The organism is Pseudomonas fluorescens (assembly GCF_018614655.1).
Classification (GTDB): domain Bacteria; phylum Pseudomonadota; class Gammaproteobacteria; order Pseudomonadales; family Pseudomonadaceae; genus Aquipseudomonas; species Aquipseudomonas fluorescens_BX.
In genome coordinates this window covers 43,799-63,146 of record NZ_JAGGOG010000002.1, presented here as the reverse complement: position 1 = coordinate 63,146, position 19,348 = coordinate 43,799, and the positions used below count along the sequence as shown (strand labels likewise).

Here is a 19,348-nt window from a genome sequence, read left to right as displayed (position 1 = left end):
CCATGAGCCTTCCAATGCTGGCCGAACTACCGGCCGTTCTCCTGCCATTTGCCAAGCGGGCCGAGCAGTCATTTCGTGACGCGGCGGCCAGGTTGGATGGCGATAATGGCCTTTCTGAGTGGGCGCCGCAACGCTGGGCCGACTTCGCCCGGGTGTGCGCCGCCAGTGATTTCGTCATTGAACAGAGTGTTCGTGACCCTTTGATGTTGCTTGAGTTGGTAGCCTGGGGCGAGTTGGACCGCGGCTTTGCACCTGATGAGCTGTGCGGGCAGATTGCCGCTGCTGTGCAACAAGCTGAAACAGAAGATGAGCTGGGCCGCGTCCTGCGTCGTCAGCGTACCCGCCAGCAAGTGCGGATCATCTGGCGCGACCTGACCCGCCAGGCGGACCTGGTCCAGACCTGCCGCGACCTGTCGGACATGGCCGACGCCTGTATCGACCAAGCCTATCAATGGTTGTACCTGCGCCATTGTGTGCAGTTCGGCACACCCACCGGCCGTCGCAGCGGCGAGCCGCAGCAGATGGTCATCCTCGGCATGGGCAAGCTCGGTGCCGTGGAGTTGAACCTGTCTTCGGACATTGACCTGATCTTCGCCTACCCCGAAGGTGGCGAGACCGTGGGCGTCAAGCGCTCCCTGGATAACCAGGAGTTCTTCATTCGTCTTGGTCAAAAACTGATCAAGGCGTTGGACCCGATGACTGTCGACGGCTTTGTGTTCCGCGTCGACATGCGCCTGCGGCCCTACGGTTCGGCCGGGGCGCTGGTGCTCAGCTTCAATGCATTGGAGCAGTACTATCAGGACCAGGGCCGTGACTGGGAACGCTACGCCATGATCAAGGCGCGGGTGGTGGCCGGCGATCAGGTAGCCGGTGCACAGTTGCTCGACATGCTCAGGCCGTTCGTTTACCGGCGTTACCTGGACTTTTCCGCCATCGAAGCGCTGCGCACCATGAAGCAGTTGATCCAGCAGGAGGTGCGGCGCAAGGGCATGGCCGAGAACATCAAACTGGGCTCGGGCGGCATTCGTGAAGTGGAGTTTATCGCCCAGGCATTCCAGTTGATCCACGGCGGGCGTGACCTGAGCCTGCAGCAACGTCCGCTGTTAAAGGTGCTTGGCACCCTGGAAGGGCAGGGCTATCTGCCGCCGGCGGTGATTGCCGAGTTGCGCAACGGCTACGAATTCCTGCGCTACACCGAGCATGCGATCCAGGCGATTGCCGACCGGCAGACGCAAATGCTCCCGGGCGGCGCCGAAGATCAGGCGCGGATTGCCTTCATGATGGGCTTCCCGGACTGGACCGCGTTCCATGAGCGCCTGATGTACTGGCGCGGCCGTGTGGACTGGCATTTCCGCCAGGTGATCGCCGACCCGGATGAAGAGGACGGCGCAGAAAGCGAACTGGTGGTCGGCGGTGAATGGTTGCCGCTGTGGGAAGAGTCCCAGGATGAGGAAGCTGCTTGCCGACAATTGCAGGAGGGCGGTTTCACCGATGCCCCCAAGGCCTTGAAGGCCTTGGCAGGGCTGCGCAGTAGCCCGCAATTGCGGGCCATGCAACGTTTGGGGCGTGAGCGGCTGGATGCGTTTATTCCGCGTTTGCTGGCCCAGGCGGTCGAACATGCCAACCCCGATCTGGTGCTGGAGCGCGTCTTGCCGCTGGTGGAAGCGGTGGCGCGACGTTCGGCCTATCTGGTGCTACTGACGGAAAACCCCGATGCCCTGCGTCGGCTGTTGACCTTGTGCGCCGCCAGCCCATGGATTGCCGAGCAGATCACCCGTTTCCCACTGCTGTTGGATGAATTGCTTAACGAAGGTCGCCTGTTCAAGCCGCCGCAGGCGCCGGAACTGGCCGCCGAGTTGCGCGAGCGCCTGACGCGGATCCCTGAAGATGACCTTGAGCAACAGATGGAAGCCCTGCGTCACTTCAAGCTGGCCCATCGTCTGCGGGTGGCGGCCTCGGAAATTGCCGGCAGCCTGCCATTGATGAAGGTCAGTGACTACCTGACCTGGCTGGCCGAAGCCATCCTTGAGCAGGTGCTGGCCCTGGCCTGGCGCCAGACCGTCGCCCGCCACGGCTCGCCGCAACGGGTAGACGGTACCCTGTGCGATCCTGGGTTCATTATTGTCGGTTATGGGAAAGTCGGCGGTATCGAATTGGGGCATGGTTCGGACCTGGACCTGGTGTTTATCCATGACGGTGACCCGCAAGCCGAAACCGACGGCGCCAAGCCCATCGATGGGGCGCAGTTCTTTACGCGTCTGGGACAGCGGATCATTCACCTGCTGACCACCCAGACCAACTCCGGGCAGTTGTACGAGGTGGATATGCGCCTGCGGCCGTCAGGCGCTTCCGGATTGTTGGTCAGCTCATTGGGCGCCTTTGCCCGCTACCAGGAAAACGAAGCCTGGACCTGGGAACATCAGGCGCTGGTACGGGCTCGGGTGTTGGTTGGCAGCCAGGAGGTGGCGCGCGCGTTCGAGCAAGTGCGGGCCGAAGTGCTGGGGCGCAAGCACGACCTGGCGAAGCTGCGCCAGGAGGTCAGCGAGATGCGCGCCAAGATGCGTGACAACCTGGGGACCAAGTCCACTGCAGCCGGCACCGCGGCGAATGCCTTCGAAGCCACGGCCACCTTCGATCTCAAGCAGGACGCCGGAGGTATCGTCGATATTGAATTTATGGTGCAATACGCGGCTTTGGCGTGGTCTGCGCAACATCCATCGTTGCTGCGTTACACCGACAATATCCGCATCCTGGAGGGTCTGGAGCAGGTCGGGCTGATGCCCGCCGCCGATGCCGACCTGTTGCGCGAGGTGTATAAGGCCTACCGTTCCGCTGCTCACCGCCAGGCCTTGCAGAATGATGCCGGTGTGGTTGCCGGCGACCAATTCGCGGACGAGCGGCGCCAGGTGAAGCGAATCTGGCATGAACTGGGGCTAAGCTGAAACAACTTTAAGGTGGGAACTGGTTGTGCCATTCCCGCACAGACTATCGAGGCGGGGAGGCATGAGCCTCCCCGTATCGTTTGTGGAAACTACATGAATATTCTGATCGTTGGGCCCAGTTGGGTCGGTGACATGGTGATGGCGCAGACACTGTTCCAGTGCCTGAAACAGCGTCATCCTGACTGCGAAATCGACGTGCTCGCCCCCGAGTGGAGCCGGCCGATCCTCGAACGCATGCCCGAAGTGCGTCAGGCGCTGAGCTTTCCACTCGGCCACGGCGCTCTTGAATTGGCGACCCGTCGACGTATCGGCAAGTCCCTGGCCGGCCAGTACGATCAAGCGATCCTGTTGCCCAACTCGATGAAGTCGGCGCTGGTGCCGTTCTTCGCCGGTATCCCGAAGCGCACCGGTTGGCGTGGCGAGTTTCGCTACGGCCTGCTCAATGACGTGCGCAAGCTCGACAAGGCCCGCTACCCGCTGATGATCGAGCGGTTCATGGCCCTGGCTTACGCACCAGGCGCCGAACTGCCGACACCGTATCCGCGCCCCAGCTTGCAGATTGACCCGGTCACCCGCGACGCAGCTCTGGCCAAGTTCGGCCTGACCCTCGATCGACCGGTGCTGGCATTGTGCCCAGGTGCCGAGTTTGGCGAGTCCAAGCGCTGGCCGTCGGAGCATTACGCCAAGGTCGCGGAGATGAAGATACGTGAAGGCTGGCAGGTCTGGCTGTTCGGCTCGAAAAACGATCACTCGGTGGGCGAAGACATCCGCCAGCGCCTGATCCCGGGCCTGCGCGAAGAGGCGGTCAACCTCAGTGGCGACACGTCCCTGGCCGAGGCCATCGACTTGCTGTCGTGCGCCGATTCGGTGGTGTCCAACGACTCCGGCCTGATGCATGTGGCCGCCGCGCTCAATCGCCCGCTGGTGGCGGTGTATGGCTCGACGTCTCCGGGCTTCACTCCGCCGCTGGCCGACAAGGTCGAAGTGGTGCGCCTGGGCCTGGATTGCAGCCCGTGTTTTGACCGTACCTGCCGTTTCGGCCACTACAACTGCCTGCGCCAATTGTTGCCGCAATCGGTGGTCGATGCCTTGCAGCGGTTGCAGGGCTCCGTGGTCGAGGTTCGTTAAGTTGCGGGTACTGGTAATCAAGACCTCATCCCTGGGCGACGTGATCCATGCCTTGCCGGCCTTGACCGACGCGGCGCGGGCGATCCCTGGGATTCGCTTTGACTGGGTGGTGGAAGAAGGCTTTGCCGAAATCCCTACCTGGCATCCGGCGGTGGATAAAGTGATTCCGGTGGCGATCCGCCGCTGGCGCAAGAACATCTGGCAAACCATCAAGAGTGGCGAATGGAGGCGCTTCAAGCAGCGTATCCAGTCGACCCAATACGACTTGGTGATTGACGCCCAGGGCCTTCTGAAAAGCGCTTGGCTGACCCGTTATGTGCGTGCCCCGGTGGCCGGTTTCGATAAACAGTCCGCTCGCGAGCCCATGGCCGCGCGCTTCTATTCCCGACGTCTGGCAGTGGCCCGTGGACAACATGCGGTGGAGCGCCTGCGCCAGTTGTTCGCCGTCGCCCTGGGTTATGACTTGCCCAAGGGTTTGGGGGACTACGGCCTGAACGTCGATAAATTGCTGGGGCTGCCGCCGAAAAAACCTTTCGTGTTGTTGCTCCACGGCACTACCTGGGACACCAAGCACTGGCCGGAAGCCTACTGGCGCGAGCTGGCCGAGCGCATGGACCGGCAGGGGGTCGATGTGAAGCTGCCGTGGGGCAACGCCGCCGAAAAAGCCCGTGCCGAACGACTTGCCCAAGGCCTGGGCAATGCTGAAGTGCTGCCCAAGCTGAACCTGGCGGGTGTGGCGCGGGTGCTAGCCAGTGCCAAGGCCTGTGTGGCGGTGGACACTGGTCTAGGTCACCTGGCCGCCGCTCTGGATGTGCCGACCATTTCCCTGTTCGGCCCCACCAACCCCGGCCTGACCGGTGCTTATGGCAAGGCGCAGATTCATCTGGCGAGCGACTTCCCTTGCGCGCCGTGCCTGCAAAAGAAATGCACCTATCAACCGACCGCTGATGATCAGCGCCGGTTTGACATCAAACGCGAGTGGCCCCTGTGTTTCACTCGTTTGAACCCTGAGCGTGTCGCGAGCCGATTAAGCACGTTGTTACTGGCTGAGGAGCTGCGCTGATGCAACTGGCTTTTGTTCTGTACAAATATTTCCCCTTTGGTGGCCTGCAGCGCGACTTCATGCGCATTGCGCTGGAATGCCAGCAGCGCGGCCATCAGATCCGGGTCTACACCCTGATTTGGGAAGGTGACGTGCCGCCTGGCTTCGAAGTTCTGGTGGCGCCGGTCAAGGCGTTCTTCAACCATCGGCGTAACGAGAAGCTGAGCGCCTGGATGGAAGCCGACCTGGCCAAGCGCCCGGTGGACCGACTGATCGGCTTCAACAAGATGCCGGGCCTGGACGTGTACTACGCCGCCGACGGCTGCTTTGAAGACAAGGCGCAGAACCTGCGTCATTCGCTGTACCGCAGCTTTGGCCGCTACCGTCACTTTGCCGAATATGAGCGCGCAGTGTTCGCCAGGGACGCCAAGACGGAAGTCTTGATGATTTCTGAAGTCCAGCAACCGCTGTTCATCAAGCATTACGACACGCCGCTGGAGCGTTTCCACTTGTTGCCTCCGGGCATCGCCCAGGACCGCCGGGCACCGCCGAACGCGGCTGAAATTCGCGCCGGATTCCGTGAGGAGTTCAACCTCGGTGAGGACGATTTGCTGCTGGTGCAAATCGGCTCCGGCTTCAAGACCAAGGGCGTGGATCGCAGCCTGAAAGCACTCGCGGCACTGCCGACTGAACTGAAAAAACGTACGCGGCTGTTTGTAATTGGCCAGGATGACCCCAAAGTATTCCAATTGCAGAGTGCTACCCTGGGGCTCGGCGATAACGTGCAGTTCCTCAAGGGACGCAGCGATATCCCGCGTTTCCTGCTGGGTGCCGACCTGCTGATTCACCCGGCCTACAACGAAAACACCGGGACGGTGCTGTTGGAAGCCTTGGTGGCCGGGCTGCCAGTGCTCGTCACGGCGGTCTGTGGTTATGCCCATTACATTGCCGAGGCCGACAGCGGCCTGGTGCTGGATGAACCTTTTGAACAGGCCCAGCTCAATCAATACCTGGCACGGATGCTTAACGATCCACAACAGCGCGCGGCCTGGAGCCGTAGTGGTCTGGCCTTCGCCGAGACGGCCGACCTCTATAGCATGCCGCAGCACGCTGCTGATGTGATTCTGGCGGAGCAACACTGATGAAGTTGATTCTTGCCGAGCCGTTCAAGACCCTTTGGGCCGGACGCGATGCGTTTGCCGAAGTCGAGTTGTTGGACGGTCAGGTTTACCGTGAACTGGAAGCCCGGCGCACCTTGCGCACCGAGGTAGACGGACGCGGCTACTTTGTGAAAATCCACCGTGGCATCGGTTGGGGTGAGATTTTCAAGAACCTGCTGACCGCCAAACTGCCGGTGTTGGGCGCGGGCCAGGAATGGCGGGCTGTTCAACGCCTGCAAGAAGTCGGCGTACCGACCATGACGGCAGTTGCCTATGGCGAGCGCGGCAGCAATCCGGCAGACCAGCATTCTTTTATCGTTACCGAAGAGCTGGCGCCGACTGTCAGCCTTGAAGACTTCAGCATCGATTGGGTCAAGCAGCCGCCGGAACCGCGGCTCAAGCGTGCGTTGATCGCTGAAGTGGCGCGCATGACCGGCATGATGCATCGCGCCGGGGTCAATCATCGCGACTGCTACATCTGCCACTTCCTGCTGCACACCGACAAGCCGGTGACCGCCGATGACTTCAAGTTGTCAGTCATCGACCTGCACCGCGCCCAGACCCGTCCGGCGATCAGCCAGCGCTGGCGCAACAAGGACCTGGCGGCGCTGTACTTTTCCGCCCTGGACATCGGTCTGACCCGCCGCGACAAATTGCGTTTCCTCAAGGGTTACTTCCAGCAGCCATTGCGCCAGATTCTGGCAGAGGAAAGCGCATTGCTTTCGTGGTTACAGCGCAAGGCGGAAAAGCTCTACGACCGCAAACAGCGTTACGGGGATGCGCTCTGATGGCGGGTTGGAATCTGGGCCCTGCTTATGCCGCCCTGGCGGATGACTTTGGTAGCCTCGAGGCGGTGTTCGCCCTGCAAGGTGAGCAAGTGACCCGCGATCCGCTGTCCGAGGTCATCCGTGTCGAGCGTGGCGGGGTCAATTATTACGTCAAGCGCTACGTCGGTGCCGGTAAAGGCTTGCGTCGCTACCTGGGCAAGCCGCGAGTCAAGTCCGAGTGGCTGAACCTCAAGCGATTTGCCAAGTGGGGTATTCCCACCGCCGAAGTGGTTGCCTGGGGCCTGGAGCGCAAGGGCCTGGCCTACAGCCGTGGGGCGATGATCACCCGTGAGCTGCCCGAGACGAATGATCTGTCGGCCCTGGCAGAGCGCAAGGATCCGCAATTACGCGACCCCAAGTGGGTCGACAAGGTCAGCCGTCAGCTCGCCGAATACACCCGCACCATGCATGATCACCGGTTTACCCATAACGATTTGAAGTGGCGCAACCTGTTGGTCGATCAACAGCAAACCCTGTATTTGATTGACTGCCCCAACGGCGCTTTCTGGCGTGGGTTCTGGCTCAAATACCGAATCACCAAGGATCTGGCCTGCCTGGACAAGGTCGCCAAGTATCACTTGTCGGCCACCCAGCGCCTGCGGTTTTACCTGCAATACCGTCAGCGCCCGCACCTGAGCGCGTCGGATAAACAGCGAATTCGCCATGTGGTGAAGTTTTTCGAGGGGCGCGAATGAGTGATTTCCTGGCGGCCGAAGACCGTGCTCTATTGGAGCGCAACGGCCTGGGTACCTTTGACGCTTTGTGGGCTAAACAGCTTGAGGCGGTGGACGAGCCGAACACCAATGGCGATGGCTGGAGCAGCGTGTTCCGTCTGGAGGTTGAGGGTCAGGGCTACTACCTCAAGCGCCAGAGCAATTACCTGACGCGTACCCTGCATCGGCCTTTTGGTGAGCCGACGTTTTCTCGCGAGTTTCGCAATATCAGCCGCTATCGGCAGTTGGCGATTCCGGCGTTGCAGGCGGCGTTCTTCGGTGAGCGCAAGGTGGGCGGTGAACATCGGGCGATCTTGCTGACGCGTGCACTGGACGGTTGGAATGACCTGGATTCGCTGCTGGAGCAATGGCCGCAACTGAGCGACGCCGAGCAGCAAGCGATCTTGCGGGCCTGCGGCCAGTTGGCGCGCAAGGTACACAGTGTAGGCCAGGTCCACGGCTGCTTTTATCCCAAGCATATTTTCCTGAAGGCGTCGGGTGACGGCTTTGCGGCGCAATTGATCGATCTGGAAAAGACTCGTCCGCTGATGTTCGGCTGGCGGGATCGGATCAAGGACCTGGAGCCGTTGCTCAGGCGTGCACCGCAATGGTCTGACGAACAGATTCGTCAGTTGTTGGCGGCTTACATTGATCAGCCTGAAGACAGTTCGCTGGTTGCCGCCTGGGGCCGGCGCCTGGCGGCCCGCCGCAGTCAAAAGGAGACGCGTTGATGCGTTTGTCCGAACTGAAAGGCGCCGGTCGCACCCCCAGCTTGCCCCTGAGCGTGGAATTGGCCGATGCGGCTGGACCGGGCCAACTGCAATTGCTCAGTCTGCTGCGGGTATTGCCGGGGCAGCGCTATGTGGGCGCGGCGGTCTGGCGTGGTCGTCCGGTGCTGGCCAAATTGTTGGTCGGCAGTAAGGCGGCGCGGCATTTTCAGAGTGAGCTGCAGGGGGTGCGCCTGCTGGCTGAGCAAGGTCTGACGACTCCGCAATTGCTGGCCGATGGCCTGAACGAGGGCGAGGGCGGCTGGCTGTTGTTCGAGTTTCTGGACGGAGCGCACAGCCTGGCCGACGCCTGGCAGGCCGTCGAGTCCATGCCGCCGTTGGCGGATGAGCAGCAGGAGGTTCTCGCCGAAGCCTTGACGGCCATTGGGCAAATGCACGCCAAGGGCCTGTGGCAGGAAGACTTGCACTTGGACAACCTGCTGCGTCAGGACGGCAAATTGTATTTGATCGATGGTGCAGGGATTCGTGTTGAACAGGCGGGCAAACCGCTGTCACGCAACCGGGTACTGGAAAACCTCGGGGTGTTTTTTGCCCAGCTGCCGAAAAACCTTGAGCCGTACACCGAAGAATTATTGGTGCACTACCTGCTGAGCAACGGCGAACACGCATTGCCGCTGGAGGCTCTGCAAAAGCAGGTGCATAAAGTCAGTGCCTGGCGCCTGCGGGATTTCTTGAGCAAGGTTGGCCGCGAATGCACGTTGTTCAGTGTGTTGCGTGGGCCCTTCGCCTTGCGCGCGATTCGCCGGGAGGAAGAAGCGGCGATGCTGCCGGTGCTGGAGCAGGCTGACGCTTTGCTCGATCAAGGGCATCTGTACAAGACCGGCGGCGCGGCCAGTGTGGCCAAGGTCGAAGTTACCGGTCGGCCGCTGGTGATCAAGCGCTACAACATCAAGGGTTTCGCCCATTGGCTCAAACGCTTCTGGCGGCCGAGCCGTGCCTGGCACTCCTGGCGCGAAGGCAACCGCCTGGCCTTCCTCGGCATCGCCACGCCCAAGCCGCTGGCTTTATTGGAAAAGCGGTTTTTCTGGTTGCGTAGTCGCGCCTATCTGATCACTGAGTACTTGCCGGGCCCGGACATCATCGAGCGCTTTGCACCGTATGTAGAAAGCGGGGAGGCTCCCGAAGCCGAGTTGTTGGCGCTGGACCATTTGTTCGCTGAGTTGATTCGCGAGCGCATCAGTCATGGTGATTTCAAGGGCCATAACCTGTTCTGGCACGAGGATCGCTGGACACTGATTGATCTGGACTCGATGTGCCAGCACGGCAGCGTCAGCAGCTTCGCCCCGTCCTATGCCAAGGATCGGGCGCGGTTCATGCGTAACTGGCCAGAGAGTAGCGCGTTGTATCAGTTGATTGATCAGCGGTTGCCCAGGCAGGTCGAGCTTGTCAGCTGATTGATCGTTTCGGGGGGAGGAGCATTGCGACCGTGCTCCTCTCCGGGTGGAGGCTGCGAGCTGAAGCTGTCCGTGTTTAATTGCGCTGATATGTTTGGAAAGTTTTACTCCTTTGGTATTGTTTTTTTGCATTTGCTTGTCGTGGTTTTTGGTTTTCTCCCTCTTGTTGATTTCGAGTTATTAAATTATTTTTACTTGCGGGGTGGGTCACCCTGCTTGGGTTGGGGCTTTCTGTGATTTAACAAGCTGAATATTTTTGTTTCTTTCTAATTTGTCTTTCTGTATGTGTTTTGTTTATTGACGGCAGGTTTCCGTTTTTTGCTGTTTTGATGGATACATTTTATTGGAAAAGTAGTGTGTGCTGTTTTTCTGTTTGGCGGTAGTTTTGTTGTCGGCTAGTAAGTGTGGTTTTTAGTTGGTTTACTTTGTCTTGTTTTAAAAAATACGAGGAATGTATATATGTTTTCAGTCGGCAATACTTTTTTGGCGAATTTTTCTGCGTGGATCAATCCGCGAGATATGGACAGGCCCGAACACGATTCAAATGCTCGCGTGGATAGCGGTGTCGGTGGCAACTCAGATCCCTTCGACCTGCCCGATGGTGATGGGCCCGGCAGTGTTCTGCATCCGATGTTTCCTCACGTAAATATAGACGCGTCAGAGGGGCTGTCGGCGCAAGATCTGCGTGCAGGAAAGTTTGGTCCTCTCCCTGCACATATTGCTAAAGACCTGGAGTCCTTGCCAAAAGACCAGAATTACTCGCTGCGCAGTTACTTGGGTGTGAGCGGCGAGGAGGAGTTGGTGTGGGAGCCTGAAGACCCTTCTGGTAAAACCTATGATGTTGGTGATCCACCTTTTGTGACTGAAGCGCTGAAGCGAGTGACTTTGGAATTGGGGAGTGTTGAAAGTGCATCGGTTACTGCTTCGCGCAACTTGAAAGCACTTTTTCCTAATGTGCGTGTCGACCCTGAAGAAGGTATCTCAACAGATGATCTGCGTGCGGGGAAATTTGGCCCGCTGCCGCTTCAAGTTGCTAAGGATCTTGAGTGTCTACCCAAGAATGAAACATATTACCTGAAGCACTTGGTGAATATGGGGGCGGAGGGGTTCAATTTAGGCTGGGAGCCAGAAAGCGATATGCTCCCGACGCAGACTCTCGGTGAGCCCCGTATTAGTGCTGAGGTGAAGACCCTACGTTCGCAAGCCGCGACGATAATGTCGGATGGCGTGAGCTCTTTGCGAGTCAGGCAATTCATTTAAGACCACTGGAGAGGGCTCTCATCGAGAGCCGTCTCCATCCTGTACTGCCATCGCTCAAAATTGATATTGCGCACCGGCCCCCATATACCAGGAGCGACCAGGCGCGGCCTCGTAATAGCGGCCATTGCCATCCCCGACAATCACCGACCCGACGTACTGGCGATCCAGCAAGTTATCCAGACGCAAGGTCTGGTGAAAGGTCCAGTGCTCCACCTTCTGCTCAAACTGTGCGCGCCAGTTGAACACGCTGTAGCCAGGCGCTGCATGTTCCTGGTTGGTGTCTTCGACGTAGACCTTGCTGCGGTACATGCCCTCGATGGCGGTGCTGACCCAATCCCGGGGCTTCCAGTTCAATTCGGCGAAGAGGGTGGTTTGCGGTACGCCGGGCAGGTAGTTGCCCTTGTCGATCGGCGTTTTTCCGCCGCTGATGAAGTCGCTGTCATAGGTGGCTTGCAGGCGGGTGTAGGCAATGTTGGTGCTCCACTGTTCGCTGAGCTGGCTTTCGAACCCCAGTTCGAAGCCTCTGCGCAGGGTGCGGCCGGCGTTCTGGTAAGTGGTACGCCCGCCGCTGGATTGCTGCACCACCAATTCGTCGTCGGTGGTGATCTGGAACAAGGCCGCGTTGACGCGGGTGTCCTGCCCGATCCGGGCTTTCAGGCCGACTTCATACTGCTTGCTGACCGAGGGTTTGAGCGCAAAGTTGAAACCGTTCGCGGTGCTGGAGTAGGCCGACTCTGCCTGGGTCGGTGTTTCGAAACCACTGCCCGCGCTCACGTAGCCATGCAGGTCAGGGGTGAAGGCGTACATGGCGCTGACCGATGGGGTGTTTTTCTGGTAGGTCTTGCTACCGCTGTCGTTGCCGTCGCTGAGGAAATGGTCGTCGACGTCCATCTTCATGGTGCTGTGGCGCAGGCCTGCTTGCAGGGTCCAGTCTCCCAGTAGCCAGTTGGCCTGTACGAACGGGTCGAGGCTGGTGGCGGTGTCGATTTCATCGCGGCCCAGCGCGCCTTTCACCCCGTGCTCGCCATTGAGAGTGTTGGAGTAGCCTTGGCGATCGTCCTGGCTGCGGTCGTAATCGAGGCCAGTGATTAGGGTCAGGTCTCCCGGCGCGCTGGTGACAGGTTGGAGCCAGTGAACCGAGCCGCCGTAGAATTTGCGATCAAAACTCACCACGCCGCCGCGTGCGTTGGCGGGATTGGGAGCCCCGCTGGCGAACTTGTCCGGAATCGACAAATACTGAATCACGCTTCGTCGACCGGTATAGGCATTGACCTGCAAGGTTGCATCGCCGAAGTACCGTTCGTAATTCATCCCCAATTGTTGATGATCAATGCTTTTGCGGGTGTTGTAGGTAAGCGCGTTAGCGCTCACCGAGCGCGGGTCGGTCTTGTACGCTGCCCACGTTTGCCCCAGCGGGTCCTGGGTGCCGTTCTGCTCCAGGCTGCTGTAGATCAGCGCCAGTTTGCTGTCGTCATCGGGGTTGAGGTTGAGCTTGGCGAAGGTCTGATCGCGGCGGGCGCTGCTGTGGTCGCGGTAGCCATCGGTGTCCATGCGCGAGGCGTCGAGGACGAAGCCTGCGCCGTTTGCTGAGCCTTCGGCGGTCAGGTGGTTCTTGCTCAGGCCGTCGCTGCCGATCAGGGTTTCAGCGCCGATGCGCGGTGGGCCTTCGCCGTCCCGGGAAAACATCTGGATCACCCCGCCGGCATTGCTGCCATACAGGGTGGCGGCCGGGCCACGAAGTACTTCGATACGGTCAGCGGTGTCGAGATTAAAGGTGGCGGCCTGGCCCTGGCCGTCCGGGGTGCTGGCGGGAATGCCGTCGGCGATCAACTTGATCCCGCGTACGCCAAACGCCGAGCGCGCGCCGAAGCCGCGTGAGGAAATCTGCAGATCCTGGGCATAGTTCTGGCGATTCTGCACCACCAGCCCCGGCACACGGGACAGGGCTTCGGAGGCGTTGATGCCCAATTGACCGTTGCTGATCTGTTCGCGGCTGATGCTGTCCACGGAGTACGGCAGGTCGAATGTCTGGCTGGCGCTGCGCGAGCCGGTGACTACGCTGGGGTCGAGGATCAGTGGCGCCTCGTCGGCCTGGGCGCTGTTGCACAGTCCCAAAAGACCAGGAAGCAACAGCGCGAAACGAGTAGGAACAACAGCTTTCATGAGCAAACCAACATCCATAGAGCACGCAAAGCGCGCGAGTTTAACGATTCAGCAACCCTTTGCCGAATACTCTTCCTGCCGTCTGCCGGTGCCCACGTGTCAAGCAACCCTGGGTTAAGCTGTCTGACTGCTACCAAAGGGAGTTGCTCATGAATCCTACAAAGAATCTTCTACTCGCTGCTATTGTTCTTTCGACCACCGCTTGCGGCACCATCAACACGGTGTTTCGCCCGGACGCCGTTGCCAGCCAGAACCTCAAGGAATCGCGCAGTTATTGTGAAAACGTGCCGCGTATCTACAGTGGGGTGATCTACGGTTTTTGCACACTGAACGGCGCACCCGATAGCAACAAAGACCAGGCGCGCGATGCCTCCGGAGCCTGGCCTATCTTCGCTGCCGAGTTCGTAGGCTCTGGCGTACTCGACACTCTTGTGCTGCCCTACACCGTCTACCGGCAAAACAAGGACGGCAGCATCGAGATCTTCCGCTAGGGTGCAGTGACAACCGGTCGCCATAAACGCTAGATCATCATGGGTCGTCTTTACGCTATAATCCCGCCCTTTAGCTGTTTCTCGCCCAGGCGGGGAGCACACTTTTTTCAGGCGCCAAGCGCCTGCATGCAGACTAAAAGAGGCTAGACCCCTGTGGCATTGACGATTCTTGGCCTGTCCGGCGCCCTTAGCCATGATCCTTCCGCAGCCTTGTATATCGACGGCAAGCTGATCGCGGCCGCCGAAGAAGAGCGCTTCGTACGCGACAAACATGCAAAGAACCGCATGCCCTACGAATCGGCGAAGTTCTGTCTGGAGCAAGCGGGTATCAAACCCTCCGACGTTGATGTGGTAGCGATCCCGTTCGCGCCAATCAGCTTGTTCGGTGAAGCGCGCTGGCACTATGCCAAACGTTACTGGTACGCCCCGGACCGCGCCCTTGACGCGATCCTGATGGGCAACCGTCGCTACAAGCGCTATCGCAACAAGATCGTCTGGTGCCTGGAGCAACTGGGCTTCGATCCGAAGAAAATCAAGATCGAACCGGTTGAACACCACCTGGCCCACGCTTCCAGCGCCTACCACTGCTCGGGCTTCCAGGAGAAGACTGCGATCCTCGGGATCGACGGCAAGGGCGAATACGCCACCACCTTCTTCGGCTATGGCGAAAACGGCAAGATCCACAAGATCAAGGAATTCTACGATCCGGATTCCCTGGGCGGCCTGTACGGCGCGATCACCGAGTTTCTCGGCTTCGAGATGCTTGACGGTGAGTTCAAGGTCATGGGCATGGCGCCGTATGGTGATGCCAGCAAGTACGATTTCTCGCGTCTGGCCTCCTTTGAAAACGGCGAGTTGGTGATCAACACCGACTATGCCAACGTCATCGGCCTGCGCCGTTATAAAGAGAAGGGCAAGGGTTTCTACTTCTCGCCGAAACTGATCGAGTGGCTGGGTCCCAAGCGCGAAGGCGACATAGCCGACGAGCCCTACATCCACTACGCGGCCAGCATGCAGGCGCTGTTCGAGAAGCTGGCGTTGCAGATGATCGACCATTATCTGGGCGACATCCTCAAAGACACCGGCAAGCTGGCCTTCGCCGGCGGCTGTGCGCTGAACGTCAAGCTGAACCAGAAGATCATTGCCCGCGACGACGTCAAGGAGCTGTTCGTGCAGCCGGCGTCCGGTGATGCCGGTACTGCCGTCGGTGCGGCCGCCTATGTGTCCCATGCCCGTGGCGTACCGGTAGAGAAGATGGAGCACGTCTATCTCGGCCCGTCCTACAGCAACGAAGATGTGATCGCCGCCTGCGCCAAGCACCCGAGCAAGCCGGTGTGGCGCCAGATCGAAAACACCCCGAAACGTATCGCCAAGATCATGGTTGACGGCAACCCGGTGGCCTGGTTCCAGGGCCGTATGGAGTTTGGCCCGCGTGCGTTGGGCGGTCGTTCGATCATCGGTTGCCCAAGCGCCACTGGCGTGGCTGACCGGATCAACCACCAGATCAAGTTCCGCGAGCGCTGGAGGCCTTTCTGCCCGTCGATGCTCGACACCGTCGCGCCGCAGATGATCAAGGTCGATCACCCGGCGCCGTTCATGACCTTCACCTTTGAAGTGTCGGAAGAGTGGAAGACCCGCGTACCGGAAGTGGTCCATGAAGATGGCACTTCCCGCGCCCAGGTGCTCAAGCGCGAATACAACCCGCGCTACTACGACATGATGAAAGAGCTGGAAGTGCTGACCGGCAACGGCGTGTCCCTGAACACCTCGCTCAACCGTCGTGGCGAAGCGATGATCTGCTCGCCGACTGATGCACTGAACATGTTCTTCGGCTCGGATCTGCAGTACCTGATCATGGAAGACATCCTGGTGGTCAAGGATGGCGTGGACCCTTATGACACGGTCGGCTGATCGGCACGTCCTGCAGTTCTGCCACGGCTATGACGGGCCGTTCCTGGACTGCGCGCGGCAGTACGCCAGCTTGTTCGCAGGCTCGGGCTACAAGGTGACCACGGTGTTCCTCACCGGGGTTGCCGATCCCGAGGTGGCGGCGGGCTGCGGGTCTGACGAAGTGTTGTTCATGGAGTTCAGCTCGAAGGCCATTCGTGGCCTCAAGCTGGCAGCCATCAATGAGCTGCACAAGATTGCCGCTTCGCGCAATTTCAGTTTCTGTATTGCGCACCGCTTCAAGCCGATTTACATCGCCTTGTTGGGCATCAAGCTGCCGGTGATCGGTGTGCACCATGCATTTGGTGACTACCAGCGCCGCAGCCGTCGCCTGTTCGCTACGGTTTTCCGCAAGCGTTTGAGCCTGCTCGGTGTGTCCGATGCGGTGCGCGATGACATGCGCCGCTGTTTGCCGGCGTGGCCGGCAGCGCGGATCCAAACCTTGTACAACCGCATTGATGTCGAGGCCTTGCAGGCCAGTCAGGTGCCGGTCGATGAGGCGCGTGATGCCTTGGGGCTGTCGCCGGACGAGTGGGTGGTCGGTAACGTCGGCCGTCTGCACCCGGACAAGGACCAAGCCACGTTGCTCAAGGGTTTTGCCTTGGCGCTGCCGCATCTACCAGCCGAGAGCCGCCTGGCGATTCTCGGTACCGGGCGCCTGGAGCAGGACCTCAAGGAGCTGGCGCGAGAATTGAATATCGCCGAGCAGGTGTTGTTTCTCGGCCAAGTGCCGGACGCACGTCGTTATTTCCGTGCTTTCGACGCCTTTGCCCTGAGCTCTGATAACGAACCCTTCGGCATGGTGCTGCTGGAAGCCATGGCTGCGGGTGTGCCGTTGCTGGCAACCGCTTGTGGTGGCGCGCGGGAAGTCGTCGAGGGTGTGGGTATTCTGTTTCCCTTTGGCGATGCCGAACACTTGGCCAAGGGCCTGCAACATTTGGCCGCCATGGATCGTGGCCAGCGGCTGCAATGTTCCGAGATGATGCTGGAGCGCTTGCATGAGCGTTTCTCGGACCAGGCCGTGCGCGACACGTTCTGGAGCTTGCCTCAAGTGACCGAACTGGCTGCGAGGGCCTGATGCTTAACCGATTCCAAGGCTGGCGCGAACGTGGCTGGTCCGTCGTTGACGCGCCTACCTACAGCGACGCCTGGCAGCGTTTTGGCGGCAGTGTCGCGACCCACCCGTTGGTGGTCGAGCGCCTGGCGCAGTTGGCCAATATTCCGGTGCGTTACCTGGCCTGGGAGCAGGGCGGTGAGCTCAAGGCGTCCATTGCTACCTGGGGGCAGGACCTGGCCTTGTCCAAGGACGTGCTCAAGCGCCACGGCAAGAAGGGCTTGTTCGACTTGGGCAACGCCGAGCTGATTTTGCCGGCCGCGGCTGACACTCAGGCGCCATTGCGCCACCGCGCGCGTTACCTGTCGGCGCTGAATGAGGGCCGTTTTTCCGGTCTCAAACCTCAGGCCGAACAGCTGGCCATGGCGCGTACCCCTGAAGAACTGTCGAAAAAGTTTCGCTACAACCAGCGTCGCGAACTGCGTTTGCTGGAAGAGGCGGGCGGCGTCGTGCGGGCGGTGGGAGAGTTTTCCAGCACGGAGCTGGCGGCGATCTATTGCGATTTATTCCAGCGCCGCTGGGGCTTCCCGGCCACCGGCGCCGAGCGGATGGCTGAGGTCATCGAATTGCTGCGTGAGTTGTTGATTGGCTCGGTGATTTTCCTCAACGACGCGCCGATTGCGATTCAACTGGTCTACCGCGTCGAGGCACCGGAGTGGATCAGCGTCGAGTACATCAATGGCGGTGTCGACCCTCAAACCCGTGAGTTCAGCCCGGGCAGCGTACTGAGTTTCCTTAATACCCAAAGCGCCTGGGAACAGGCGCGAACGCTGGGCAAGCCGCTGCGGTTTTCATTCGGTCGGGCTGATCGCGAGTACAAGGACCGTTGGTGCAATCCTGTGCCGGTGTTCAAGGTATGAGTCAGTCCCCGAGCCGCAAGCAGATATTGCTCAAGCGCCATCGACGCAATAAACGTATCGGGCTGCTGGTCGGTTTGCTGTTGCTGATTGGCGTTGGCGTGTTGGTGGCCTGGTGGCTGCCATTGTTGCTGGCGGTCCTGGCCTGGGTGGCGCATGAGGCCTGGTTTGCCGATCATCTGTTTTACTCCCCCGCGGACGACTATCAATACCGCTTCCCGGCCGATACCGAGCAGCCCAAGGTGCGCCTCGACAACGGGCGACTGATGCTGGAGCAACCGCTGGAGCTGTCCGGCGACGAAACGCTGGTTCTGGCGCTGCGGATCAGCAGTGGCTGGCTGGGCCGCTTTATCGACCCTTTTATCGAGTTGTCCGGTGGTGAGCATCTGGATCGCCAGACGTTCGAACGTGGCGTTGATGGCCTGCGCTATCTGAACCTCAGTGGTCAGGCGCAAGCGCTGGCCGATGGACAGCTGCAACTGCGTGGTCGTTTCTGTCGGATGAAGGGTGATCCTGTGCTGTCGGTGTTCCGCCAGCCCGACGTTCGTCGTCAGCGAGTGATGGTCATTGCCCCTCATGCCGATGATGCCGAGCTCGCGGCCTTCGGCTTGTACAGCCAGGCGGCTGAGTCCTGGATCGTCACCTTGACCGCCGGCGAGATCGAAGCCGAGCACTATCAACAGATGGGGCTTGGGAAAGCTGAAGCCGCGCGCCTTAAAGGGCGCCTGCGGGCCTGGGACAGCATCGCCGTTCCGCGTTGGGCGGGTGTGCCGCAAGAGCACTGTGTCCAGCTCGGATACTTCTGCCTGCAACTGGCGGCGATGAAGGCCGAACCCGACCTTGCCGTGGCCTCCAGGGAAGCTGAGCTGGCGGATATTCGTCCATTTCGCCAACTGAACCCGTTCCCACTGCCGGCCGACGCCGACGGTCAACCGACCTGGAATAATCTGCTGGCTGACCTGCGGGCATTGCTGCTCAAGGCTCGTCCTGAAATCATCGTGCTGCCGCATCCAATGCTTGATCCTCATCCCGACCATATCTGCGCTCAAGAAGCCGTACTTGAGGCATTGCAGGGACTGGAGTGGCAGCCAACCACGTTGCTCGGTTACGCCAATCATCTGCATGACAACGATCGTTGGCCGATGGGGGATTCGGGTATGGGTATCGCTTTACCACCCTCCTTTGATCCCGCGTACATTTTGCAGCCCTATTGCTTGCCCCTGTCCGGGCAGCAGCAGTGTGACAAGGCGATGTCGTTGGGCATGATGCATGACTTGCAGCCAAGGATGCCCTTCAAGCGCCGGCTACGCCGTTTGATACAGCGTCTGCTGGCGGCCCGGGCTATCTCGCCTTGGGGTGAAAACGAGTTTTTCCGCAAGGCCGTCCGGCGGCATGAGCTGTTTTGGTTCATCAAACACAAGTAAAAGTAATGCAAGCCGTTGACCACTGGCAGCGGAGCCTGGCCCTCAGGACGTGATCGCGTTAGCCAGAGAGTCGTCCTGGGCCGTTGAGGCAACAGGTT

Annotated in this window: 15 protein-coding genes; 14 read left to right on the top strand and 1 reads right to left on the bottom strand. The window is 60.0% G+C overall.

Features of this window, described 5'->3' with window-relative positions; translation table 11 throughout:
* Positions 1–2: 2 nt before the first annotated feature.
* The 9 genes from glnE (at position 3) to J7E41_RS01095 (ending at position 11,254) form a co-directional block, all read left to right on the top strand.
* Complete coding sequence (gene glnE, locus J7E41_RS01135; protein ID WP_214989590.1) at positions 3–2,942, top strand: bifunctional [glutamate--ammonia ligase]-adenylyl-L-tyrosine phosphorylase/[glutamate--ammonia-ligase] adenylyltransferase; 2,940 nt, start codon at positions 3–5, stop codon at positions 2,940–2,942.
* Positions 2,943–3,035: 93 nt separating this feature from the next.
* Positions 3,036–4,070 carry a lipopolysaccharide heptosyltransferase II gene (gene waaF, locus J7E41_RS01130; RefSeq protein ID WP_214989589.1) on the top strand — a complete coding sequence of 345 codons (1,035 nt, stop codon included), beginning with the start codon at positions 3,036–3,038 and terminating at the stop codon, positions 4,068–4,070.
* Position 4,071: 1 nt separating this feature from the next.
* Positions 4,072–5,133, top strand: a complete 1,062-nt coding sequence (gene waaC / locus J7E41_RS01125) for a lipopolysaccharide heptosyltransferase I (RefSeq protein WP_214989588.1) — start codon at positions 4,072–4,074, stop codon at positions 5,131–5,133.
* Positions 5,133–6,254: a glycosyltransferase family 4 protein gene (locus J7E41_RS01120; protein ID WP_214989587.1), complete on the top strand. Its 1,122-nt coding sequence runs from the start codon at positions 5,133–5,135 to the stop codon at positions 6,252–6,254. Before waaC ends, J7E41_RS01120 begins: the two co-directional genes overlap by 1 nt.
* Positions 6,254–7,060, top strand: coding sequence for a lipopolysaccharide core heptose(I) kinase RfaP (gene rfaP, locus J7E41_RS01115; protein ID WP_214989586.1), 807 nt, complete (start codon positions 6,254–6,256; stop codon positions 7,058–7,060). The genes J7E41_RS01120 and rfaP overlap by 1 nt, the downstream gene beginning before the upstream one ends.
* Positions 7,060–7,794, top strand: a complete 735-nt coding sequence (locus tag J7E41_RS01110; protein ID WP_214989585.1) for a lipopolysaccharide kinase InaA family protein — start codon at positions 7,060–7,062, stop codon at positions 7,792–7,794. Before rfaP ends, J7E41_RS01110 begins: the two co-directional genes overlap by 1 nt.
* Positions 7,791–8,543 carry a lipopolysaccharide kinase InaA family protein gene (locus J7E41_RS01105; protein WP_214989584.1) on the top strand — a complete coding sequence of 251 codons (753 nt, stop codon included), beginning with the start codon at positions 7,791–7,793 and terminating at the stop codon, positions 8,541–8,543. The genes J7E41_RS01110 and J7E41_RS01105 overlap by 4 nt, the downstream gene beginning before the upstream one ends.
* Positions 8,543–9,994: a lipopolysaccharide kinase InaA family protein gene (locus J7E41_RS01100; protein ID WP_214989583.1), complete on the top strand. Its 1,452-nt coding sequence runs from the start codon at positions 8,543–8,545 to the stop codon at positions 9,992–9,994. Before J7E41_RS01105 ends, J7E41_RS01100 begins: the two co-directional genes overlap by 1 nt.
* 459 nt (positions 9,995–10,453) lie before the next feature.
* Complete coding sequence (locus tag J7E41_RS01095; RefSeq protein WP_214989582.1) at positions 10,454–11,254, top strand: hypothetical protein; 801 nt, start codon at positions 10,454–10,456, stop codon at positions 11,252–11,254.
* Positions 11,255–11,308: 54 nt separating this feature from the next.
* Here the strand turns inward: J7E41_RS01095 and J7E41_RS01090 are convergent, their stop codons facing one another.
* On the bottom strand, positions 11,309–13,417 hold the full coding sequence (locus tag J7E41_RS01090; protein WP_214989581.1) for a TonB-dependent receptor family protein: 2,109 nt from the start codon (positions 13,415–13,417) through the stop codon (positions 11,309–11,311).
* Between the two features lie 149 nt (positions 13,418–13,566).
* Here J7E41_RS01090 and J7E41_RS01085 point away from each other — a divergent pair, with 149 nt between their 5' ends.
* From J7E41_RS01085 to J7E41_RS01065, 5 genes are all read left to right on the top strand, one after another.
* The gene (locus J7E41_RS01085; RefSeq protein WP_214989580.1) at positions 13,567–13,908 is read left to right on the top strand and encodes a YceK/YidQ family lipoprotein; all 342 of its coding nucleotides are present in this window, start codon (positions 13,567–13,569) and stop codon (positions 13,906–13,908) included.
* 153 nt (positions 13,909–14,061) lie between these two features.
* Positions 14,062–15,819 (top strand): carbamoyltransferase family protein, encoded by a 1,758-nt coding sequence (locus tag J7E41_RS01080; RefSeq protein WP_214989579.1) that lies wholly within the window; start codon positions 14,062–14,064, stop codon positions 15,817–15,819.
* On the top strand, positions 15,803–16,933 hold the full coding sequence (locus J7E41_RS01075) for a glycosyltransferase (protein WP_214989578.1): 1,131 nt from the start codon (positions 15,803–15,805) through the stop codon (positions 16,931–16,933). Before J7E41_RS01080 ends, J7E41_RS01075 begins: the two co-directional genes overlap by 17 nt.
* Positions 16,933–17,829 (top strand): antimicrobial resistance protein Mig-14, encoded by an 897-nt coding sequence (locus J7E41_RS01070; RefSeq protein WP_214989577.1) that lies wholly within the window; start codon positions 16,933–16,935, stop codon positions 17,827–17,829. The genes J7E41_RS01075 and J7E41_RS01070 overlap by 1 nt, the downstream gene beginning before the upstream one ends.
* Positions 17,826–19,250, top strand: a complete 1,425-nt coding sequence (locus J7E41_RS01065; protein ID WP_214989576.1) for a PIG-L deacetylase family protein — start codon at positions 17,826–17,828, stop codon at positions 19,248–19,250. The genes J7E41_RS01070 and J7E41_RS01065 overlap by 4 nt, the downstream gene beginning before the upstream one ends.
* The last annotated feature ends 98 nt before the right edge of the window (positions 19,251–19,348 follow it).

What these genes read in the sequence shown, in the direction of transcription:
- glnE (WP_214989590.1), top strand. Translation starts at nt 3, where the DNA reads ATGAGCCTTCCAATGCTGGCCGAACTACCGGCCGTTCTCCTGCCATTT.
- waaF (WP_214989589.1), top strand. Translation starts at nt 3,036, where the DNA reads ATGAATATTCTGATCGTTGGGCCCAGTTGGGTCGGTGACATGGTGATG.
- J7E41_RS01120 (WP_214989587.1), top strand. Translation starts at nt 5,133, where the DNA reads ATGCAACTGGCTTTTGTTCTGTACAAATATTTCCCCTTTGGTGGCCTG.
- rfaP (WP_214989586.1), top strand. Translation starts at nt 6,254, where the DNA reads ATGAAGTTGATTCTTGCCGAGCCGTTCAAGACCCTTTGGGCCGGACGC.
- J7E41_RS01110 (WP_214989585.1), top strand. Translation starts at nt 7,060, where the DNA reads ATGGCGGGTTGGAATCTGGGCCCTGCTTATGCCGCCCTGGCGGATGAC.
- J7E41_RS01105 (WP_214989584.1), top strand. Translation starts at nt 7,791, where the DNA reads ATGAGTGATTTCCTGGCGGCCGAAGACCGTGCTCTATTGGAGCGCAAC.
- J7E41_RS01100 (WP_214989583.1), top strand. Translation starts at nt 8,543, where the DNA reads ATGCGTTTGTCCGAACTGAAAGGCGCCGGTCGCACCCCCAGCTTGCCC.
- J7E41_RS01095 (WP_214989582.1), top strand. Translation starts at nt 10,454, where the DNA reads ATGTTTTCAGTCGGCAATACTTTTTTGGCGAATTTTTCTGCGTGGATC.
- J7E41_RS01090 (WP_214989581.1), bottom strand. Translation starts at nt 13,417, where the DNA reads ATGAAAGCTGTTGTTCCTACTCGTTTCGCGCTGTTGCTTCCTGGTCTT.
- J7E41_RS01085 (WP_214989580.1), top strand. Translation starts at nt 13,567, where the DNA reads ATGAATCCTACAAAGAATCTTCTACTCGCTGCTATTGTTCTTTCGACC.
- J7E41_RS01075 (WP_214989578.1), top strand. Translation starts at nt 15,803, where the DNA reads ATGACACGGTCGGCTGATCGGCACGTCCTGCAGTTCTGCCACGGCTAT.
- J7E41_RS01070 (WP_214989577.1), top strand. Translation starts at nt 16,933, where the DNA reads ATGCTTAACCGATTCCAAGGCTGGCGCGAACGTGGCTGGTCCGTCGTT.
- J7E41_RS01065 (WP_214989576.1), top strand. Translation starts at nt 17,826, where the DNA reads ATGAGTCAGTCCCCGAGCCGCAAGCAGATATTGCTCAAGCGCCATCGA.